Source organism: Rhodothermales bacterium (assembly GCA_041391505.1).
Taxonomy (GTDB): Bacteria; Bacteroidota; Rhodothermia; order Rhodothermales; family JAHQVL01; genus JAWKNW01.
The window spans coordinates 99,982-119,339 of the sequence record JAWKNW010000020.1 but is presented as its reverse complement, the minus strand read 5'-3'; the positions used below and the strand labels follow the sequence as shown (position 1 = coordinate 119,339).

Annotated in this window: 16 protein-coding genes; 2 read left to right on the top strand and 14 right to left on the bottom strand. The window is 66.0% G+C overall.

All coding sequences use genetic code 11. From position 1 onward, the window contains the following. From R2834_17555 to R2834_17500, 12 genes are all read right to left on the bottom strand, one after another. Positions 1–692: hypothetical protein (locus tag R2834_17555; protein MEZ4702145.1), on the bottom strand; the 692-nt coding region annotated here is incomplete at its 3' end. 124 nt (positions 693–816) lie between these two features. Continuing rightward, the gene (locus R2834_17550; GenBank protein ID MEZ4702144.1) at positions 817–2,274 is read right to left on the bottom strand and encodes a capsule assembly Wzi family protein; all 1,458 of its coding nucleotides are present in this window, start codon (positions 2,272–2,274) and stop codon (positions 817–819) included. Continuing rightward, positions 2,271–3,407 (bottom strand): glycosyltransferase family 4 protein, encoded by a 1,137-nt coding sequence (locus tag R2834_17545; protein ID MEZ4702143.1) that lies wholly within the window; start codon positions 3,405–3,407, stop codon positions 2,271–2,273. The genes R2834_17550 and R2834_17545 overlap by 4 nt, the downstream gene beginning before the upstream one ends. A gap of 4 nt (positions 3,408–3,411) precedes the next feature. Beyond that, positions 3,412–4,617, bottom strand: coding sequence for a glycosyltransferase family 4 protein (locus tag R2834_17540; GenBank protein MEZ4702142.1), 1,206 nt, complete (start codon positions 4,615–4,617; stop codon positions 3,412–3,414). Further along, a complete protein-coding gene (locus R2834_17535; GenBank protein MEZ4702141.1) occupies positions 4,617–5,879 on the bottom strand; it encodes a glycosyltransferase in 1,263 nt (420 codons plus the stop codon). Before R2834_17535 ends, R2834_17540 begins: the two co-directional genes overlap by 1 nt. 133 nt (positions 5,880–6,012) lie before the next feature. After that, positions 6,013–7,167: a glycosyltransferase gene (locus R2834_17530; GenBank protein MEZ4702140.1), complete on the bottom strand. Its 1,155-nt coding sequence runs from the start codon at positions 7,165–7,167 to the stop codon at positions 6,013–6,015. An 84-nt stretch (positions 7,168–7,251) separates the two neighbouring features. Then, positions 7,252–8,469 carry a glycosyltransferase family 4 protein gene (locus tag R2834_17525; protein MEZ4702139.1) on the bottom strand — a complete coding sequence of 406 codons (1,218 nt, stop codon included), beginning with the start codon at positions 8,467–8,469 and terminating at the stop codon, positions 7,252–7,254. A gap of 15 nt (positions 8,470–8,484) precedes the next feature. Then, entirely contained in the window at positions 8,485–9,993 is a 1,509-nt protein-coding gene (locus R2834_17520; GenBank protein ID MEZ4702138.1) for an MATE family efflux transporter, read from the bottom strand. Beyond that, entirely contained in the window at positions 9,990–10,871 is an 882-nt protein-coding gene (locus tag R2834_17515) for a class I SAM-dependent methyltransferase (protein MEZ4702137.1), read from the bottom strand. The genes R2834_17520 and R2834_17515 overlap by 4 nt, the downstream gene beginning before the upstream one ends. 38 nt (positions 10,872–10,909) lie before the next feature. Continuing rightward, complete coding sequence (locus R2834_17510) at positions 10,910–12,331, bottom strand: O-antigen ligase family protein (protein ID MEZ4702136.1); 1,422 nt, start codon at positions 12,329–12,331, stop codon at positions 10,910–10,912. A gap of 21 nt (positions 12,332–12,352) precedes the next feature. Continuing rightward, entirely contained in the window at positions 12,353–13,570 is a 1,218-nt protein-coding gene (locus tag R2834_17505) for a Wzz/FepE/Etk N-terminal domain-containing protein (protein ID MEZ4702135.1), read from the bottom strand. 20 nt (positions 13,571–13,590) lie between these two features. Continuing rightward, on the bottom strand, positions 13,591–15,339 hold the full coding sequence (locus tag R2834_17500; GenBank protein MEZ4702134.1) for an SLBB domain-containing protein: 1,749 nt from the start codon (positions 15,337–15,339) through the stop codon (positions 13,591–13,593). A 238-nt stretch (positions 15,340–15,577) separates the two neighbouring features. On the opposite strand from R2834_17500, the gene ispE reads away from it, so the two are divergent. Together ispE and R2834_17490 are read left to right on the top strand one after the other, a co-directional pair. Further along, on the top strand, positions 15,578–16,447 hold the full coding sequence (gene ispE / locus R2834_17495; protein MEZ4702133.1) for a 4-(cytidine 5'-diphospho)-2-C-methyl-D-erythritol kinase: 870 nt from the start codon (positions 15,578–15,580) through the stop codon (positions 16,445–16,447). Positions 16,448–16,600: 153 nt separating this feature from the next. Further along, positions 16,601–17,491, top strand: a complete 891-nt coding sequence (locus tag R2834_17490) for a hypothetical protein (GenBank protein ID MEZ4702132.1) — start codon at positions 16,601–16,603, stop codon at positions 17,489–17,491. 4 nt (positions 17,492–17,495) lie between these two features. On the opposite strand, the gene R2834_17485 is transcribed toward R2834_17490, so the two are convergent. Then, entirely contained in the window at positions 17,496–18,014 is a 519-nt protein-coding gene (locus tag R2834_17485) for a hypothetical protein (protein ID MEZ4702131.1), read from the bottom strand. A gap of 76 nt (positions 18,015–18,090) precedes the next feature. Continuing rightward, positions 18,091–19,338 (bottom strand): exonuclease SbcCD subunit D, encoded by a 1,248-nt coding sequence (locus R2834_17480; protein MEZ4702130.1) that lies wholly within the window; start codon positions 19,336–19,338, stop codon positions 18,091–18,093. Between the last annotated feature and the right edge of the window lie 20 nt (positions 19,339–19,358).

Sequence of the window (19,358 nt, the reverse complement as noted above, 5' to 3'; positions counted from 1 at the left end):
CGGGCATCCTCCACTTCGCGGCGCACGTCGTTGATGGCGAGGTGGACGTCGAGGTCGATGTCGTTCTCTTCGTCGTCACGAACGCTGCCCGTCCGTTCGCCTTCCTCATACCGACCAGGGCGGAGCCACTCGGAGCGCGGCGTTTCGTCCCGAGACTCGGGCGATTCGGCCTGCGCGAGGTCGGTGGCGGACTGCCGGCGGACGAGCCGGCGCGTCTGGACCACGGCGCGGTCCAGGCCATCCTCGATGGTGGCCATCTGCTCGGCCAGCCCGTATTCCTCGTCGGCTTCGAGCGTGGCGCGCAGTTCGCGCACCTGGGCGTAGAGGTCGTTCAGCGCCTCTTCCAGGAGCTGGAGGTCGTCGACACCCAGGAGCTGCGGCGTGGCGGCACTGGCGAAGGGCGCCTGCCCGGACGCCGGCGTGAGCTGCGGCAGCGCGCCATCGGCCGGAATGGATTCGGAGATCGTGTTCAGGCGTTCGGCCAGGTTCTGTAGCCGGTCGCCGACGGCGGCGTTGTCTTCGTCGCGAAAGGTGGCGGTTTTGATCACCTTGACGAGGGTGCCGAGGGTCGACTGGATCAGGTGCCGCTCGGCGGCATAATCCGTGGTGTCGGCCTGTTGGGCCCGGATCGGGGTGGCGATGAACGCCAGCAGAAGAAAACAGGAAACGGTGAGTCTGTACATACGTGCCATAATGTCGCCCTGAAGGAGTGGGAGTCTATCCCGCTCATGCGAGGAAAAAGAGCCGGCCGGCTGGTTTGTGCATGAAGTACGCCCCAGCAAAAACAAAGGTTACAATCCCTTCAGCGCAAGCGTTTCAGCGTTTTTTCGATCCGAGCATACCGGCCCATCGCACCCCGAGGGCTGCGCCGAAAGCGTTCGGGGCGTAGGGTCCGGCATCGAACGCGATGGACGCGTCGAGCGCAAGCTGCCGATGGGGGCCCATCCGGGTGGTTGTGGTAAGGTAAACCGACCACTGGTCCAGCCGATCGGTCAGTTCGGACGTGCCGGTCGTGCAGTCCGGATCGCCGCAAATATTGGCTGCTCCGTAGTTGCGGCTGTAGGTGACATACCCCAGGAAGCTGATATCGGGACCGATTTCGCCGGCAAGCCCGGCATGATGACCGGCAACGAGGTGATTGATTACGCCGGGGCGAATGCCGTCGGTCCGGAGAAGCGGCATGCCGATCGTGCGCCCGTGATACGTCCATCCATCGCGATAGAGGACGTTATTGTAGTAGTTGGCCCGCCCGGGGGTGTCGCCGGCTTCTTTGTTGGTGCTCTGCTGTTTGGTATACAGATGCTCCCACAGCAGCGAGGTGAAGGGGCCGAACGGCCGGGCGAAATCCAGCCTGAGCCCCCATAATCCGTCGCGCGCATTTCTGAAGAGCAGCCCGCCGCCGGTTTCGATGTAGAACTCCCGGTACATCGTGACCAGGACGGGTTTCGTTTCGATCTCGATTCGCGTGTCGTACATCGCAACGGTATTTCCCAGGGCGTTATCGGCCTCGAATTGCAGGTCCTCGCCGGCCTGGGCCAGCGCCACGCGGATGAGGTCTTTCAAACCATGCCCCAGCTCGCCCTCGATGGGATGGTCGCCGCCCCAGACGACGTTGTGGATGACGCCCCCGGTGGCGTGTACCGGGAAATCGGGGGGCAGCACGCGCAGATACAGGTATTTTTCGTGCAGCAGCGCGCGGTCGACATAGGCATCCCGCGCCATCCAGCCCTGCCCGACGTACGCGCTGAACGCCACCAGATCCCGCGTCCCGGGGATGGGCAGAAACCCCTCGGTGCCGACGCTGATCTTGGGCATGGGCGCGGCGTTCCGGCTCCAGATCATGGACCCGAGCGAGAGCCGTGGGTCGACCATCCCGTAGGCATCCTCGTACCGTCCCGCGCGTGCCTGGAACAAGCCGTTCGATACGCGGCCGTACAGTTCGTGGACGTACAGGGTCGATCGATCCGACACCCGCCCCACCACGCCGGCGCCCGCCTCGTAGGTCATCCGCCCGGTAATACGCCCGGCCCGCCGGATGCCCCATCGGGTGCCCACATTGAATCCGTTCCGGTCGATGGTTCCGTACCGGTTGGTGTGGAGCCAGAACGGGAGTGCGCGCTCCGATGCGCCGGCCATGAAAACAGCTCCTTCATACGTCCACGGCCCCGGTTGAGCCCGGACCGTCTGCGGCAGGCACCAGGCCAGCGCGGCGAGACCCATGAGCAGCGGGCGTAGCCATGCGCGCTGCCGGCGTGGAGGTCGGATGACGTTCATGCGCGGCCCCCTCCCGATGGCGACGCGATCAGATCGCGCCACCGCCGCCGGACAGCCTCGGGGCTGAAGTCGGATTCGAACCGTGCCCGCACGCCCCGGGAGCGCGCCATCCATGCATCGGGATCGGTCAACGAGCGAACGGCCTCGGCGAGGGCACGCGGCGCTCTCGGGGGGACGAAGACCGCTTCCCCCTCGGGGGCGAACATGGCGGGGATGCCGGCATGCGCGGTGGTTACGACCGGGGTGCCGGCGCTCATCGCTTCGAGCAGCACGAGCGGCTGCGCCTCGGTAGGATAATAGGTGGGGAACAGAAAGACGTCCGCCCAGGCATGATGGCCGCGAATGGCCGCTCGATCCGACACGGCGCCCAGATGGGTGATGCTGGCTGCGAGGTCGCCCGCAACACGCTGCTCGAAGGCACGGCGATCCTCCGGGTCGATCCACCGGCCGATCATGCGCAGCTCGAACGGGATGCCGTCGCGTCGGAGCAGGTCGGCCGCCTCCACGACATCCAGGTAGCCCTTCGAGGCGATCATGTTGCTGAGAAAGAGGATGCGCAGCGAGCGCCGGCTCCGGCGCGCGCGCTGTTTTTCGGCGATGGCCGCCTCATCGAACAACAGGGCGTCGTCGATGGTGTTGGGGATTACGTGGCGCGGCGTGTCCGGAAGCCAGCCCGCGCAGGCGCCGGCGAGGTCGGCGTTGAGGAAGACGAGCCCGTCGAGCCGTTTGCTCAGCCAGGTCGCGGAATACCGCGTCAGCGGGGACGCATACAGGGTCTGGAAGTTACCCCAGTGGACGACGCCGTAGCGCCGGCGGACCCGCGATAGGGCCGGCGCCACCGTCAGGAGATCCCGGAGGTGCCCGATGGTCTGGGGCGAAATGGACGGCCAGAGCAGGACGTCCGGCGTCGTGGCGCGGAGCGCCGCGCGCAACGCGCCGCCGCCCTCGATATATCCTCGCACCTTGCTGAGCCGGAAGCCGGGTGCCGTCTCCACGGCTTCCTGGCGTTCCCGGTTGAGCGGCACGCGGGTCACCGCGAACTCGTCCTCAAGCAGGGCGGCGAGCCGCTCCGTGGCCAGGGTCTGTCCCGTGATGGGCGGCGGGAAGTAGCCGGCGATACAGACTCGGGGCATGGGACTAGGCGGGCGGGTTGGCGGCATCGGCGAGCAGGGACTCGAATCGATCGGCGATACGGCCCGGATCGAACGTCTCCTCCGCGTAACGCCGTGCGTTGATGCCCATGGCACGGCGTTGTTCCGTAGCCGCCCTGAGCTGCTGCGCCGCGGCGATGAAGCCGCCGGCGTCGGCCGGGTCCACCACGAGGCCGGATTCGGTCTGCTGGACGATGCGGGCGGCGTCGTTGTGCGCGGGCACGGCGAGGAGCAGCGGGCGCTCGGCGCAGAGGTAGGCCATGACCTTGGAAGGGACGGAATACAGCCCCGCATCCGCCTCGAGCAACGCCACCAGCACGTCGCCGGCGGCGAGCAGGTCCGGCAGGTCATCCACAGCCTGATAGGGGAGGACGATCAGATGCCGCAGTCCTTCGGCGACGGCGCGCTCCCGAAGCCAGTCGGCCCCCTGAGCCTGCGAGGCGACCACCACACGCACCGCTTCGTCGTCCCGGGTTTCCCGCGCCAGGGCGAGGAGCCGTTCGGGGTTGTGTTTCATCCCCAGCGTGCCGGCGTACAGGAAGTTGAACGTCTGGTCGAGACCATGACGCCGGCTCCACGCATTCGCTTTGGGGCGCACCGAGAGGCGGTCGAGCGGCGCCCAGTTCTCGATGACCTGAATCCGCGCGTCCTCGATGCCCCAGTCCTGCAAGGGCGGCAAAAAAGCCGGCGTGATGGCCACGACGGTTGTGCTCGCGGCGAGAAGCCGGCGCTCCATCCGCATGTAATACCGGCCGATCAGGTTGCCGGCGATCGGGATGCGCGCGCTCAGGATGCGGTGCGCGGCGAGCCCCAGCATATCCTGCAGCCAGAACACGAACGGGATGCGGAGGCCGCGGCACCAGGCCTGGAGGCGGCGCTGGGCGTCGAGCGGGGTATTGGCGGACAACACGATATCCGGTCCGAACGCCTCCGCGTGATCGGCGATGAGCCGGCCGTAGGCGCGTTCCTGCTTCCAGCGGGTGACAAAATCGTATTTCTGGAGCGGAGCGCCGAGTGAGAGGGCGTCCACCGACAGGTTGATCGGCTCGTCGCCCTCCTCGGGCACGCCCGGCGGGGTCGTGACGAGGTCGGCGCAGAAGGCATGGCTGACGAAGTGTCCCCGGCGAGCGAGTTCCAGGCTGAGCTGGAAGGGAAAGGCGTAACCGCCGTAGTCGTGCACGAGGATGCGCATCAGTCACGCAGGGAATGAAAGGAATGGACGCGCCGGCCGAGGCGCTGGATGGTCCATAGCAATGCGTCGCCGATGGGTGCGGAGGCGGGAGGCCGGCTGCCGGCGTACTCGGCGGCGTCCCAGAGTCCGCGCGCGAAGCGGTCGGGCGACCACAGCGCGATCGTCTCGCGGGCTGCGGCGCCCATGGCCGCGCGGTCTGCCGTGTCGCCGGCCACGAGGCCCAGGAGCCGGGTGAGTTCCGGGGTGTCGGTGGGATCGAACGTGTAGCCGTCGACCCCGTTCCGGATCAAATCGCGGGCGCAACCGGCCCGCTCGGATACGAGCACGGGCAGGCCGGCGGCCATGGCCTCGTTCACGACCAGTCCCCACTGCTCTACGAGGGCGGGGTGGACGAAGGCGCCGGCGAGGCCGTAGTAGGCCGGCAGCTCGTCGATCTGTCTGAAGCCGCAAAAAACGACGCCCTCGATGGCTTCACGGCGCAGAAGCGCTTCCAGTGCCGGACGCTCCGCGCCGTCGCCCAGCAGGAGGAGCCGCCAGGGCGTGGCGGTCTGCCGGCGATACGCCCCGTAGGCGCGCACCAGCCGGTCGAGGTTTTTTCGGGCCACGAAGCGGTTGGAGGCCAGGAAGTAGGGGGCAGGATCGGCGAGGCCGGGGAGATGCGCCCAGGCCGCCGGCGAACGACGCGCGGCATCCGCCCCGTCGGCGAAGAAGCGGTTGTCGACCGCATCGAACCCCTGGAACACGGATGCCGGCGGCACCCCCAGTTTCTCGAAGTAGGCCTGGTGCGGCGAGCCGCCCACGAGCGCCGCGTCGTAGAGCCCGACGAGCGATCGTTTGACGGCCTCGCGCCAGCCGATCCGGTCGGCATCGTCCTCCTTGGTCTCCGTCATGAGGATGGCGGGCCGGCCCTTTTTTCGACACCAGAGCAGGCAAGCGCGGGCGTCGGGGGTGCTGTAGCTCGTGATGGCGACGGCATCCGGATCGATCCGGTCGAGCGCCGCGATGATGCCCCGATGGATGGTCGCGGCGTCGATCTCCTCGAAAACCCGGTCGGGGAAGACGATCTCGCGGGGAAAAGGCGTTTGCGCGGACTCGCGGACCCAGGCGTAGGTCGCGTCGCCGCTGGCGGTTTCGAGTGCCACGATCTGGCGTCCGTCGGCCACGGCGCGCGCGTGAGCCGCGGCGAGCCGGGCGAGGTGGTACGGTCCAAGCCGGGCCCACTGCACGCAAAGACGGCGTATCGGACGGGATGCGCGGGACATGTCGTGGGATCGGGGCAGTGTGAACGGTCGTTAGCGGCCGGCTCGAGAGATACCTGGGGGCGTCACGCCTGAAAGTACAAAAGAAGCGCCGATGCGTCGTGCGCTGCTGAAAAGATTGTTTCGCATTTCGGGCCTATGGGCGCCGTGCCTCGGCGTAGCGGATCGCGTCGACCATGCCGTCGACCATGCCGTCGAGCGTCAGATGCCGCTCGGCGTAGTCGATCGCGCGGCGCGAGAACGCGTCGCGGTGCGCCAGGACGTGACGCGTCGCCTGCGCGAAGTCCGCCGGATCGTTCCAGCGGGCCAGCATGCCGTTTTCACCGGGCACGAGCGACTCGATTTCGGGCGCGTGGAAGAGCCGGTCCGGCGGCGGCTCGGGTGCCACGATCGGCAGGCCCATCGCGAAGGCGTGGTTGATGACGAGCCCGACGTAGCCGGGCATGAGGAGCGCATCCGCGGCGAAGAGGTAGGGCGCGGAGGTCTCGAAATGAGGCATCGCGCCGAGGAAATGCACATCGGCGAGCCCCATCCGCGCCACCTGCCGCTTCATGGAGGCCTCCTGGGGACCGCCCCCGATCACGTAGAGCATCGCCGGCCCCTCGCGGCGGAGCCGGCCGAAGATCTCCAGCAGGTCACGCGGGCCTTTGTCCGCGATCAGTTGCGCCATGTAGACATACACCGGCCGGCCGTCCTCGATGCCGAGGCGTCGGCGCACGGCGCATCGGCCTTCCGTTTCGAGGCGACGCCGGAGCGCGAACAGCGTGTCGGTGTCGAGTGTGTTCTGGGCCAGGAATAGCCGCTCTCGGGGGACGGCCTCGGCGAGATGATCCCGCGTGCGCCGGCTATAGCAGATACATGCCTCGACGCTGCGCGCCAGGTTGAGACGGTACCGGTCGAAGAGATGGAGCGATCCCAGCGGTCGCTTCATCGAAAAAAACATCCCCCAGAGCACGCGGGCGGCGCCCCGGGTTCTGGCGTAGCGCAACAGCCAGGGCAACGTCAGCGATCGGGGTGATTCCTCTGCGATGATGGCCGATGGATCGCCGTAGGTCTTGAACACATCCTGGAAGAACTGGGCGTGCAGGGTCGTGTCGCGGAACCAGAGGTTATGGCGTACTACCCGTCGGAAGGAGCCGGTGACTTCCTTGCTGAGCACGGGGTTGCCCGCCGGCGGCTGCCCGTAGACGACCACAAGCCGCCCGTCGAGCCGCTCGTTGAGGCGCTCCATGACGGCGTGCCGGTAGGCCGGCAGCATGCGGGCGAAATAAAAGACGGGAGGTTCAGCCATTCGGGCGGTTTGTACAACAAGTCTGCTTACGAACGAACTACACACGGATGAGGTTCGGCGCGTAGCAGCGCGGCGTGCGATGGGTCAGACGAGGCGATCCAGGATGGTCGAAGCGAAGGCCTCGGCGGTGTTCTCCTGCGCGAAGGCGGCGGCTTTCGCGGCGTCGAACGGCACGGCGCCCGTTTCCAGGTAACGCTCCAGGGCACGCATGAGGGCGTCCGGACTTTGTGTGTCGACCGTCGCGCCCAGATGATGCGTGCGGATCTGCTGGCCGAGAAGGCCGTACGTCGGTCCGATGACGGGTTTTCCCGCGGCCGCCGCCCGGATCACGACATTGCTCGATCCGACATGCTGCTGGTACGTGACCAGGACGAGGTCGGATGCGTGCAGCAATGACTGGATGTCGGCGTCCGGCAAGAACCGGTCGTCGATCAGGACCTGCAGCCGGGTCTCCTGCCGCACCCCCAGCGCCGCCGCCAGGAACGCCCCGCGCTCGGATGGTTCCACCGCGCCGGCGAAGACGACGGCCAGCCGGCTCTGCAGAGGCGCCGGCAGCCGCCGCAGGGCCTCGAGCGTCGAAAAAATCCCCTTTCGGCTCGACAGCGCGCCAAACAGCAGCGCCACCTTGCGATCCGGTTCGATCTCCTGGAGGATGTGCGGCGGTGGGTGGTCCTCCAGCGCGGTATGCGGGGTGATGCCGTCGGGCAGGGCTACGATGGATGCCGGCGTTCCCCACCGCTGCAGGTCGGGCACGACAAACGGATCGAGGCTGAAGAGCGTGTTGAACAATGGATGGCGCAGGGCCCGTTTCAGCGTGAAGCGTTTCCGCGCGTTGTTGAGTTTTTGCTTCCACGATGGCGCATGGCCGGGCCATTTCTCATAGTGGAACGTCGGCCGAAAGTAGATGCCCGAAATGGAGGCCGGATGGATGGGTCTCGCCCCGAAGGCTAGCCATAGCTGCACGTGATCGAAGTGCATGCACAGGCAGTGATCGGGCTTCAGGCGATCGATGTAGTCCCGTGCGATATCGCCCTGCCCGAAATCGAACCGAACGAGATCGCCGACGCCGGAGCCCGGGTCCGGCAGGGGGCGATCGATAGGAACCACGCTGACGCGTTCGGGCGCGATTTCTCCGATGACCCGCTGCAGATCCCGATGGACATCAAGGAAATCCGGTGGGACGACGAGGACGAGCTGTTCGGTTTCGCCCCGGGCGACCCATGCTTCCACGAGGTGCTGGACGAACATCCCGTGGTGTCCGCCCGAGGTCACGTCGAAGAGCATGAGGCGCGGCGTTTTCATGACAGCAACTACCCTTCAGGCCCGATCGGGTTGCCCGTGCCGACGGAACCAGGCCGCGATCTCGCGCACGACGGGGTTGCGGGCGAGCGGCCACGCTACCACGCCGGCATAGGTCAGGCCCACCGCGAGGCCATGCATCAGGGCGCCCAGTTCGCGAGACGCCCATCGATCCACCTGCCAGGCCACGATGGCGCCGAGCAAGGCGGCGGCGAGCAGCACGAGTGTCGAGCCGTCCATGAGTTCGTCCAGACGGATCCGGTAGGCGCGGTGGTAGGCCAGCACGATGACGGCGCTGCCGGCGACGATCGCGCCGGACATCGCGCCGACGACGGCGCTCCATCCGAAAAGACGCCCGAGCAGGAATCCGCCGGCCAGGTTCAGGATGCCCATCCCGACATGGGCGGTCACGTTCCAGAACAGGGCGCCTGTGCCGAGGTTGGCGAAGTACGCCGGGTTGGCGAGCAAATTGAGGAACCAGCCTACATAAAAGAGGCCGGCGCTGAAGATGAACACCGTCTGCGCGTCGCCAATCCAGATGCGCGACACCCAGGGGGACAACGCGATGAGGCCGGGGGTCGACACGATGACGATGAACAGGAGGAGACGGAAGGAGCCGATATAGAGGGTGCGGAGGTAATCGGGTGCGGTTTCCTGCAGGCTGGCGATGGTCGGCACGATCGCGCGATGCGCCGTCGCCACCAGCGACCTGAACTGGAAAACCATGCGATGCGCCATCTCGACATAGGCCAGCGTTCCGAGTCCGCCGAAACGGGATACGAGCGATTTGGTCACCGGCTCCAGGAGCAGTTGGGACAGCGAGATGAGCTGAAAATTGAGCGTATACGACAGCATCTCACGAAACGGGGCCTTCCGCCACGACCAGGCGATCCACGGCAGCTCGGGGAGAAGTCGCCGCAGGATGAGGTAGGCAGAGACGAGGAGCCAGGTCGATTGCGCTATCTGGGCGTAGGCAAGCGCGATCAGCCCCCCTTTGGGCACGAGGACATAGGCCAGCGCCAGATAGAGGATGTTGCCGGCGGCGACGGTATAGCCCCGCAGGTCGACGCGCTGGCATCCATCGATGCTCGAATGCAGCACGCCGGCCACCGAGGCGATCCAGAACGCGGTCAGCGCATACGGGATGAGCGAAAGGCCGGCGTCCAGATACCGCAGGTCGTCGATGAGAAGCGGTAGCACCCGACGCAGAACGGGGTAGGCGATCGCCAGCGCCAGGGCGAGGAAGAGCGCGACCGAGAGGGTAGCGGTTTCGACGAGCGAGGCGGCATGCCGGCGATCCCCCCGGGCCAGATGCTGCGAGACGAATTTTACGGTACTGGATGCAAGACCGAGATTCGCGATGCTCGTGGCGGAGGTGGTGGCGAGGACGAGGGACCAGACGCCGACATTTTCCTTCCCCAGCGCGCCCAGCAAAAAACGGTAGAGAAGGAAGAGCGTGACGCCGCCAACCACCACCTGCAGCGCGGACGCCGCGGTATTGAGGGTAATCCGGCGTTTCTCGATCATGGTTTTCTGTAGATCGCCACAACGTGGTCGCGCGCGGTGGTCCAGGTCGGTGGGTAGCGTTTCAGCTCCTCATGCGCGCCCGGGTCCTTGTCTCCGACCCCCTTGGAACGAAGCCACGCGAAAACGCCCGGCAAAAATCGGTACAGTAGATTGGACGCGAGTTCGTGCGCGACAAGCCGGGGTGTCCGGAACCGCTCGTGGCTGTAGCGGCCGATGTGTGCGAGCTGCAGGCCCACATGGTCGCCGGCCTTGCGGCACCAGGTCTCGCTCAGGAACGCCATATGTTCGGGGATGGTGCAGTACCAGTAGCGGCTGCCCATCAACCTCCAGGACCATGCGTCGGCATCTCCGGACGCGATGATCACGGCGCCGCCGCTACGCGTGCGACGGGCCATCAACGCCAGCAAGCCGCGCGGGTCGACGACATGCTCGAGGACGTCGAAGGCCACCACGGCGTCGAACGAACGATCGATGGCGGCCAGATCCCCGGCGTCGCTGCCCAGGATCGAGACGCCCCGTTGCCGCGCTCGCTCGCGGGCCTCCAGATTGATTTCCACGCCGTAGGCCTCCCACGCCGGCCCCATGAAGGCGTGGAACGCGCCGTCGAAACAGCCGATGTCGAGCAGCGAACCACCTTGAACGTTGCCCTGAAGATACGCGCGGGTCTCCACCCAGTCGTGGCGCAACGCGGGGTCGTATTGCCAGTGGCCGATCGGGCTCGACCGATACAGGGCGTCGAGCTTTTCTTTCGGGGGCGTCGGGTAGCGGAATGCGAGGGAGCAGACGGGGCAATCGTACAGCGCTCCGCCGGGGAGCAGTTCGGCGAGCTCCTGGCCGGCGAAGAGATAGCTGGCGTTGATCGGACCACGCGACGTCACGGAGCGGTTGCCGCATGAGGGACAGCGCACTTCCATCGTCATTCGGTCCCGAGCCGTGTCCTTTCGTACGCGCCCTGCGCTACTCCCAGCAGGAAGCCGAAAATGAAGAGGGTATCGTTCAGGTAAAACGGGTTCGATGTGATCGTGGTCAGCATGAAGGCGCTCAGGGTGACCGCGCTGGCGAGGCCGCAGAGCCGCGTGGCCATCGATGCCAGGGAAGCCCGGTAAGCCTGGATGCCCCGCCGAATCGAGAGGATCCACACGCCCAGAATCAGGCCGAGCCCCAGCAACCCGTATTTATACCAGAGTCCAATGTAGCCGTTGTGGACGAACGCGTCATGTTCGGTGGCCATGTGCGCCAGGTCGAAGAAGGGGTAGGGGACGCCCATCCCGTAGCCCAGGATGGGGTTTACCCGGATTTTTTGCCACACGGCGGCGGTTTCCCGGAAGCGGTTGACCAGCGAAATGTCTGCCGTGGCGGCGGTTTTGAGCGAAAGGAAACGATCCAGCAGGCCGGCCACCACGACGGCCACCTCCTCGCTGAAGAAAAGCAGGGCGAGCACCGTGCCGATGGCGGCGCCCCAGAAGCCCAGCACCAGCAGCCGCCGCTTCTGGGTCCAGCCGAGGAGCAGGAACAGTATGCCGGCACCCAGCAGGAAGGCTACCCAGTACCCGCGGCTCTGGGTGAGGATCAAGGCCGCGAAGAACATAAAAAACACACCCAGCAACCCCGCGCGGTACAGGATCGGCTTTGTGAACGAGAAGATCGTGAGTGCGAACAGGCAAACGACCATCAGGATGTTGTCGTTCGTGACGACGCGCCCCTTGGCCACCTGCCACGCATGCGTCGCGTGGAGCAGCAGATCCTTGTATTCGAAGAAGTTGCGGATCGATACGAAGATGCCGATGAACAGCACGCTCCCCAGCACGATCCACGGCGCCACGCGATACCGGGTCAGGGCATCCTTGACCGGGAAATAAATCGCGAACAGGACAAACGCGGACAGCTCGCCCGTGATAGCCGGCATGTTTCCCCCAAACACCAGCGCCAGCGGAACGTACGCGACCACCAGCAGCAACAAACCCAGCACGCCGGCATCCGCCCCGGATCGAACCAGCGATCGATGATCGATGAAGAGCGCGGTATACGCCCAGTGCCCGAGGTAGAGGAGGAAAAAGAGCCCGTATGCGACCTCACCGACCTGGATGCCGGCTACGTAATCGGTCAACGCCACAAAACCGACCAGCAGGGCGGTAAAGCGTCCGATCGGGTTGTGCCATACCGCCGCGAAACCGACCACGGCGATCAGCGCCGCGGGAACGAACCAGATTGCGGCCGGAGCGAACCAGACGAGCGCGAGCACCAGGGCCAGGCTTCCCGCCAGACCCGCGATCAGCAAGCGATTGCCGAGCGCGCGAAAAGACGCGGTGTTGAGCAGGATGGCCGGTACGCGTTCCAACGTCGATGGGTATGATGCGCGTTACGGACGACGCTCGCTCGCGTGCCGGAGGCGGCGGGCGATTGCGGGCGATTCAGCCTGCCACCAGTCGTACACGAGGGCGAACAGCGCGGCGAGTAAAAACGCGGATAGCGTCGCGCCGATGACGATGCCCGCTCGTTTCGGCTTGGCTTTTCGTATCGCCGGCACCGCTGGATCGACGATCTGGACCGAGGTGAACTCACGCTCTTCCTGGAATCGCGCCTGATCGTACATCGGCGCCACGACCTCGAGAATGTTTTTCTGGACGTAGGCTTCCTGCTCCAACTCGAAATACTGACGCATCGCGTCCGGGATGTCGGCCTGCGGGATCGGGAGGATCTCTTCGTTGCCGGCCATGGCTTCCTCGCGTTTCCGACGCGCGGCCATGAGCGAGTTGCGCGTAATCTGCACCTGGGGGTTGTCCGGGCCGTACTCGCTGAGCAGCGCCTGGTACTGGATGTCGAGCAGCATCTCTTCGCTGCGGATCGAGGCGACCTGCTCGAGGAAGGCGGTCGCCTGCGTCTCAAGGTCGAATACGCCGTAGCGTTCCTGGAACGCCTGCGTCGCGCGCTGCAGCGAATCGAGGGCATGCAGCGTTTCGTTGTAACGCCGCTCTACGAACTTCCGGAAGTTGGACGCATCCTGGGCGGACAACTTCATATTCATGTCGTTCAGCTCGGCGACGATAAAATTGGCCATGTCCGCCGCGCGCTGGGGATCCTGATCGAGCACGCTCACCGAGAGAAAGCCGAACTCGGTGTCGATGCCGAACTCGACGTTGCCGGCGAGCGCCTCGAGCGCGTCTTCCATCGGACTGAGGCTTTCGGTCGTCTCGTAGACCGTCATCAGGTCGAACTTTTTCACCACCCGTTCCATCACGGTGCGGCTGCCCATGATCGTGATGTAGCGCTCGAAATCGCCTCCCTGGCCGCCTCCCAGAAACGCCGCCGCGGCGGATGACAGGTTGCGGAGCATCGCCGACGAGATCGGGCTCGCGCTCGCGGACTCCGGCGCCAGCAGCCGTGTCGTGCTCAGGTACCATTTCGGGAGCATCAGGCTGATGACGACGGAAAGGATCGCCACGCCGATCGTGATGGCGAGCAGCGTGCGCCGCCAGCGGATCAGGGTCCCGAGCAGATGCCAGATCATGTCGGATGTGGCGCGTTCGCCCGCGGTCGGGGCCTCGTCGAACAAGTCTTTTTTCAGTTTGGTCTCCATCCGGACGTACGAGCGGTCGCTTAGTTGTTCAACCGGTCGCGGATCAACAGATACGTGTTGATCACGCTGACCAGCGCGGTGATGCCGGTGATTACCGTCTGGGTGCGGGCGATGCCGGTCTGCCGGCGGGACACCTGGTCGGTCAGGATGAGCGACTGGATCTCGGGGTTGTCGCTGATCGGGTCGCGGTTCACGAAAATCGTATCGCCGGCGCGGACGATGGCGCCCTCATCCTCCAGCACCTCGCCCGTCCCCGCGACCAGCACGTAGACGCCGCGCGAAAGGGGCGCCTTGCCGCCGGCCTGCTCGATGTAATACCGCGCCGTCTTCCCCTCCACGAACGGCAGGTAGCCGGGCTGCACCACGTTGCCGGTCAGGTACACCGTCTGCTCGTCGCGCGGGAAAACGACCACGTCGCCGCTGTAGAGTACGACCTCCGGAGCATCGGGGGAGAGGGCGTCGACGAGGCTGATCGAAAGCTTGTTTTCGCGGAGCGACTGCTGCAGGTAGGCGCGGCCGAAGAAGTCGAGGTCGCTCGCCTGACCGGTACCCTTGAACGTCTGCGACTGCCGGCGCTCGATGTACGCGGCGCGGACGCTGGCTTCGGGCTTGAGGCCGCCGGCGGTGCCGAGCAGCTCGCGGAGCGTGGTCTCGCCGTTTCGGATCGGGTAGGTGCCGGGATATTGGACGAAGCCGTAGATGGCCGCCTGCTCGATTTCGTGGGGGACGACATTGACATGGTCGCCGGGCTGCAACGCCACCGGGGTGGCCGTGCCGGTCAGCATGCCGGGCACATCGACGGGGCGCGTTTCGGCGCTGCCGTCCGGCAGCCGGCGCGTCAGCCGCACCTCGTCGAACGTCCCGCCGTCGAGGTCGCCGGCGGCGAGCCGAAGGATGTCGAGCACGGTATCGCCGGCCCGAAACTCGATGCGGGTGTCGGACGCGATGTCGCCCGTGATACGGATGGTCTCGCGCTCGCGGTCGTACGACGGCAGCCGGACCATGTCGCCGTCGCGCAGGTACGGGTTGTGCGCCATGTCGCCCTCGACATAGTAGCGGAGGAGGTCGATGCTGTCCGTCGTGCCGTCCCGATGCTGGATTTCGACGTTCCGGAGCGAGGGGCGGTAGGTGTTCTGCAGGGCGGGGCGCTCGGAGGCGGCCGAGCCGGCGATCTTGAGCGCGCCGTTGTCCGACGGGTCCGGCTGGGCGACGGCGCGGGCGGCGAAGGCGAGCTGGATCGCGTCGTCCAGCCGGCCGAGCGGCATCACGAGGTAGCGGCCGGGTTCGGGCACGGCGCCGGAGAGGTGGATGTAGAAAGCGCGCGGCGCGAGCAGGTTGAGCATGACCGGCACGTTCCGGTAATACGTCTGCAGCGACGCCAGCGCCTCCTGCCGCACGTCGGCGAGCAACCGGTCGGCCGCGCGGATCATGCCGGCCTCTGCAAGAATCAGGTATCCGTCCGCCGACACGGGCACGATCAGTTCGACCGGCGTGGCGCCGCCGATGACGAGCGAGAGCTGGTCCCCGGGGCCAAGTACGTACGTGCGTTCGTCGACGGCGCCTTCGAGCACCAGGAGGCTACTCAGCGGCGAGGTGCTATCCAGCTGCTGGCGGATCTGGTTGGCCCGAATGGGCGGGCCTTCGCCCATGCGGTTCAGCATGGTCAGCCGGTTGCCCACCGTTTGCGCCATGACGACCGGGGTGACCGTAAACACGAAAACCATGGCCACGAACGACGTGAACAAGGCGATCTGCTTCGATTTCAGCATGCGAAAAGGGGTTCTTACATCCAGTGGAGAGCGGCGCTCGCACCCTTAGGCGATGGAATGGCCGGTCGATTCGTCGTAGCGTCTGAAGAATAGGCGATGCGGTGGGCTGGCTCGGGGCGCGATCGGGTTGGATCGACTTTCGCATGCGGGGGCGGAACCTGCAACGCGGAAGGTACGGTAACTGTCTGCATCGCGCAAAGATTCTTCCGCGAAGAGTTTACCAAAAGCCCCTGTACACGTGCCCATTGCCCGTTCTGCCCCTGCCAAGATCAATCTCGGCCTCCATGTGCTGCGCCGGCGCCCGGACGCCTACCACGATCTCGAAACGGTGTTTCTGCGCATCGGATGGGCCGACGCCGTGCAGGTCGAGCCGGCGCCAGACCTCCGGTTTACCTGCTCCGACCCGACGCTCCCGGCGGACGACGCCAACCTCTGCGTCCGCGCCGCTCGGGCGCTCGCAGCCCGGGCCGGCGTCGCGCCCGCGGCCCGGATCCATCTGGAGAAACGGGTGCCCTATGGCGCCGGACTCGGCGGGGGATCGAGCGACGCCGCCGCCACGCTCCGGTTGCTCGACGCGCTCTGGAACACCGGGCTGGGCCAGGCCGACCTGCACGCACTCGCCGCCGGCCTCGGGTCCGACGTCCCCTTTTTCCTCGGCGAGCCGGCGGCCTTCGGCTCGGGGCGCGGCGAAATCCTGGAACCCCTGACGGACCCGAACGGGGAGCCCTATCGATGCCCCTACTACCTCGTCGTCGTCAAGCCCGACATCGCCGTGGGCACCGCCGACGCCTACCGCTGGATCACCCCGTCGGCGGCCGGCCGGCCCGATCTGCGCGCACTCGTCGCCGGCAACGACCTCGCCCGGTGGCGTCTCGAATTGGTGAATGATTTTGAGAAGCCCGTCTTCGATCGATACCCGTCGTTGCGGGCGATCCGGGATGGCCTCCTCGCCGACGGCGCCGGTTATGCGGCCATGTCCGGTTCCGGATCGGCGCTGTTCGGACTGTTTCCATCCCCGGAATCCGGGCGTCTGGCGGCGATTCGCTGGGAGCACGCCGGCCGGCATGTGTGGCACGGCTGGCCGGATGCCGGCGACCTCCCCGGATAGGACGCCCGGCGCGTGCCGGGAAGCCGGTCTTCGGCGCTATTTTTGCGTTTGCTAACGAACCCGCGCTCCGGTGAAATGAGCGGCCGAGTGTCGGGTGACCCATCGCGTGCTGGTATTTCGCCCCTGACCAACTCCCCTGGAGGATTCTAGCCCATGAGACGGTTCGTTCCCGTCGTGCTGTTGGTGTGCGGTACACTGACGGCCGGCGCCCAATCCCCGACTCCCGACGTACAGGCGCTGCAGACGCGCATCGACAGCCTGCAGCATGTTCGCGACGGCCTGCAAACGGCCTTACTGGATGTGGACGGTCAGCTCGAACGGTTGCGCGCCGAGCAGCGCCGGATCGAGTTCGAGCAGCTCGAATCGGCCGATGTCGTGCTGCAGACCAACATGGACGCCAGCATGCGCTCGCTGCCGTCGCCGGCCTCGCGCGTCGTGCAGCTCGTGCCCGCCGGCACGCCGCTGGCCGCGATCGACTTCGAGGGGGCCTACTGGAAGGTGCGTTTCGAGGGGCGCGAGGGATGGATCATGCGCGTCTTCGTCGACGAAGGCCCCACGGCCGACGCCTTCAAAAAACTCATCGCCGAGCGGGGCCGGCTTACGACCGATGAGAGCGAGATGCACTGGGACTGGCGCGCGGAAGCGGAGGGGAAGCCCCTCCTGATCACCTCGTTCGGCGTCCATCCCCCCAACAGCGCCGGCGGCATAGCGGCGTATTATACGGTCGCCCAGATCGACTCCTCCAGCGTCATCCGCGATATCACGCTCCACGTGACGCCCTATGACGCTTCGGGCAAGAAGCAGACGAGCCACTCGGGCGTGTCCACGCGCCCGCTCCGCCGCTTCGGCCCCATCAGTGCGGGCGAGCGGCAGTTTGACTTCGAGAATGTGTGGTACAACGAAGCCATCCAGTGCATCGTCGTCGACCGCATCGACGTCACCTACACGAATGGACGCTACGCGTCGTACAGCCGCAATGTCGACGACGTCCTGAGCAGCCGGGTCGACAACGACTGCGCGGTGACGGCCGCGCACGTCGAGTGATCGGCTATTCTTCCTCGTCCGCCGGCGGCAAGTAGGCGCCGAGGTCCAGTTCGAGGTAGGCGAGCAGGATGTCCAGCGCCCAGGTCTGGTTCTCGATGCCGCTCCATTCGTAGCCTTTTACCACCTCGTCGGCCACGACATCCCAGGCTACCGTCCAGTCCTTGAATACGTGAAACGAGAACTGGTGCTCGTCGGTCTCGAAATACAACGCGCCTTCATCCGGGTCGTAAAACGAATCCGCCCGCCCGTCCGTCCGCGCCATGTCGGCGGCCAGGACGAGCAGGGGCACCTTGAAGCGGTAGTCCATCTTGACGACGCGCTTGGCCTCGCTGTTCAGGTAATTGGCGAGCACGATGCAGCCATCGCTGCACGTCAGGGCGACCCGCGCGGCGTCGCGCGTGACTTCATCGGCTTCGATGAGGTTCAACGCGGCCTCGACGGCCGGCCAGACGGCGATCTGCTCCGCCTCGGCCGAGATGCCTTCCTTGCGCGGGGGGGTGACGGTAATCTCCTCGGGATTCATGATCGGGTTGAGGGTTGATGCTTCCAGCGATGTCTATTGCGCGGCGACACGGTGCAAACGGGGCGTGCCGGCCGCGCTAGGAGTCAAGGTCCTGTCGGTTCGTGGTGATCGCGTTCTCGAGCGCCAACCCGCGTTCGAGCAAATCGTCCTCGATCTCGGCAAGGTTGGCGTGTTGGGCGATGTACTGGCGCATGGCGTCTTCGAGCGTCGACTCGCGCGTCACGACGGTTCGCCGTTCGCGTTCCACCGGATCGACGACGCGTTCGATGGCGGCGACGGCGTAGGCGTCCTTCAGGGCGCCGCGGATCCGTTCGGCATCGACGAGGGCGACGTTGGCCTCGCTGACCCGGTAGCGCACCCGCACCACGGCGTCGGCGACACGTTCGCGTTCGATGGCGGCGAGAATGAGGCTCGTTGGATCCAATTCGTCACGCGCATCCACGCTCACGGCGATAAATCTGCGATAGGGCGTTTCGATATAGGAGTATGTTGTCGATTTGCCGTTTTTGCCGGTTTCGATGTCGACGATCACGAAGCCTTTGGGCTGATCCCATTCCTTGAAAGAGATGCATTCGATGCTGCCGCAATAGACGACGGGCGGCGTGTGGCCCTCGTTCCGATCCTGGAAGCGGTGGATATGCCCGAGCGCCACATAGTCGATCGGCGCGCGCGCCAGCTGGCTGACTGTGAACTTGGGCTCGTGCGCGATGAGGCTGGTTTGCTCGGAGCCCGACATCTCGGCGCCCTGGACGGTGAAGTGCGCGGCGAGGACGGTCGGCAGCGCGGGATCGATTTCGGTCAGGCAGGCCTCCAGAAAATCGAGATAGGCCTGCTCGATGTAGGCGCGGACTTCGGTCGGGGTCTTTTTGCGGAAGACCTCGCGCGAGAGCAGCATGCTGCGGATGGGCCACGGCATCGCGATGAGCTGCAGCGGGCCGGCCTTGGTCTGGATCGTCGCCCAGTCGGCCTTCCGGAACACCTGGATGTCGCCTTCGAGAAACGGATAGATGTCGAGCGCCGACGCCTTGCCGTAGGAGACAGGGTGATCGTGATTGCCCACGATCATGGCGATCGGGATCTGGTGTTCGGCGAGCGGACGGAGGCACTCGGCGAAGGCGCGTTGCTGCGTGGGCGTGGGGTCTGCCGTGCGGTAGGCGTCGCCGCAGAACAGGAAGAGGTCGACCTGTTCGGCGATGGCGCGTTCGACCATATACGCGAACGAGCGCTTGAAATCGAGCAAGCGCGTATTCAACCCCGTTTCAGGATCGATCCGCCCGAAGCTGTTGCTCCCGAAGTGGATATCCGCCGTATGGAGAAACTTCACGGTGACAGGCTCCGCGTGCG

Coding starts and splice junctions, on each gene's coding strand:
- R2834_17550 (MEZ4702144.1), bottom strand. CDS start 2,274: ATGAACGTCATCCGACCTCCACGCCGGCAGCGCGCATGGCTACGCCCG.
- R2834_17545 (MEZ4702143.1), bottom strand. CDS start 3,407: ATGCCCCGAGTCTGTATCGCCGGCTACTTCCCGCCGCCCATCACGGGA.
- R2834_17540 (MEZ4702142.1), bottom strand. CDS start 4,617: ATGCGCATCCTCGTGCACGACTACGGCGGTTACGCCTTTCCCTTCCAG.
- R2834_17535 (MEZ4702141.1), bottom strand. CDS start 5,879: ATGTCCCGCGCATCCCGTCCGATACGCCGTCTTTGCGTGCAGTGGGCC.
- R2834_17530 (MEZ4702140.1), bottom strand. CDS start 7,167: ATGGCTGAACCTCCCGTCTTTTATTTCGCCCGCATGCTGCCGGCCTAC.
- R2834_17525 (MEZ4702139.1), bottom strand. CDS start 8,469: ATGAAAACGCCGCGCCTCATGCTCTTCGACGTGACCTCGGGCGGACAC.
- R2834_17520 (MEZ4702138.1), bottom strand. CDS start 9,993: ATGATCGAGAAACGCCGGATTACCCTCAATACCGCGGCGTCCGCGCTG.
- R2834_17505 (MEZ4702135.1), bottom strand. CDS start 13,570: ATGGAGACCAAACTGAAAAAAGACTTGTTCGACGAGGCCCCGACCGCG.
- R2834_17500 (MEZ4702134.1), bottom strand. CDS start 15,339: ATGCTGAAATCGAAGCAGATCGCCTTGTTCACGTCGTTCGTGGCCATG.
- R2834_17490 (MEZ4702132.1), top strand. CDS start 16,601: ATGAGACGGTTCGTTCCCGTCGTGCTGTTGGTGTGCGGTACACTGACG.
- R2834_17485 (MEZ4702131.1), bottom strand. CDS start 18,014: ATGAATCCCGAGGAGATTACCGTCACCCCCCCGCGCAAGGAAGGCATC.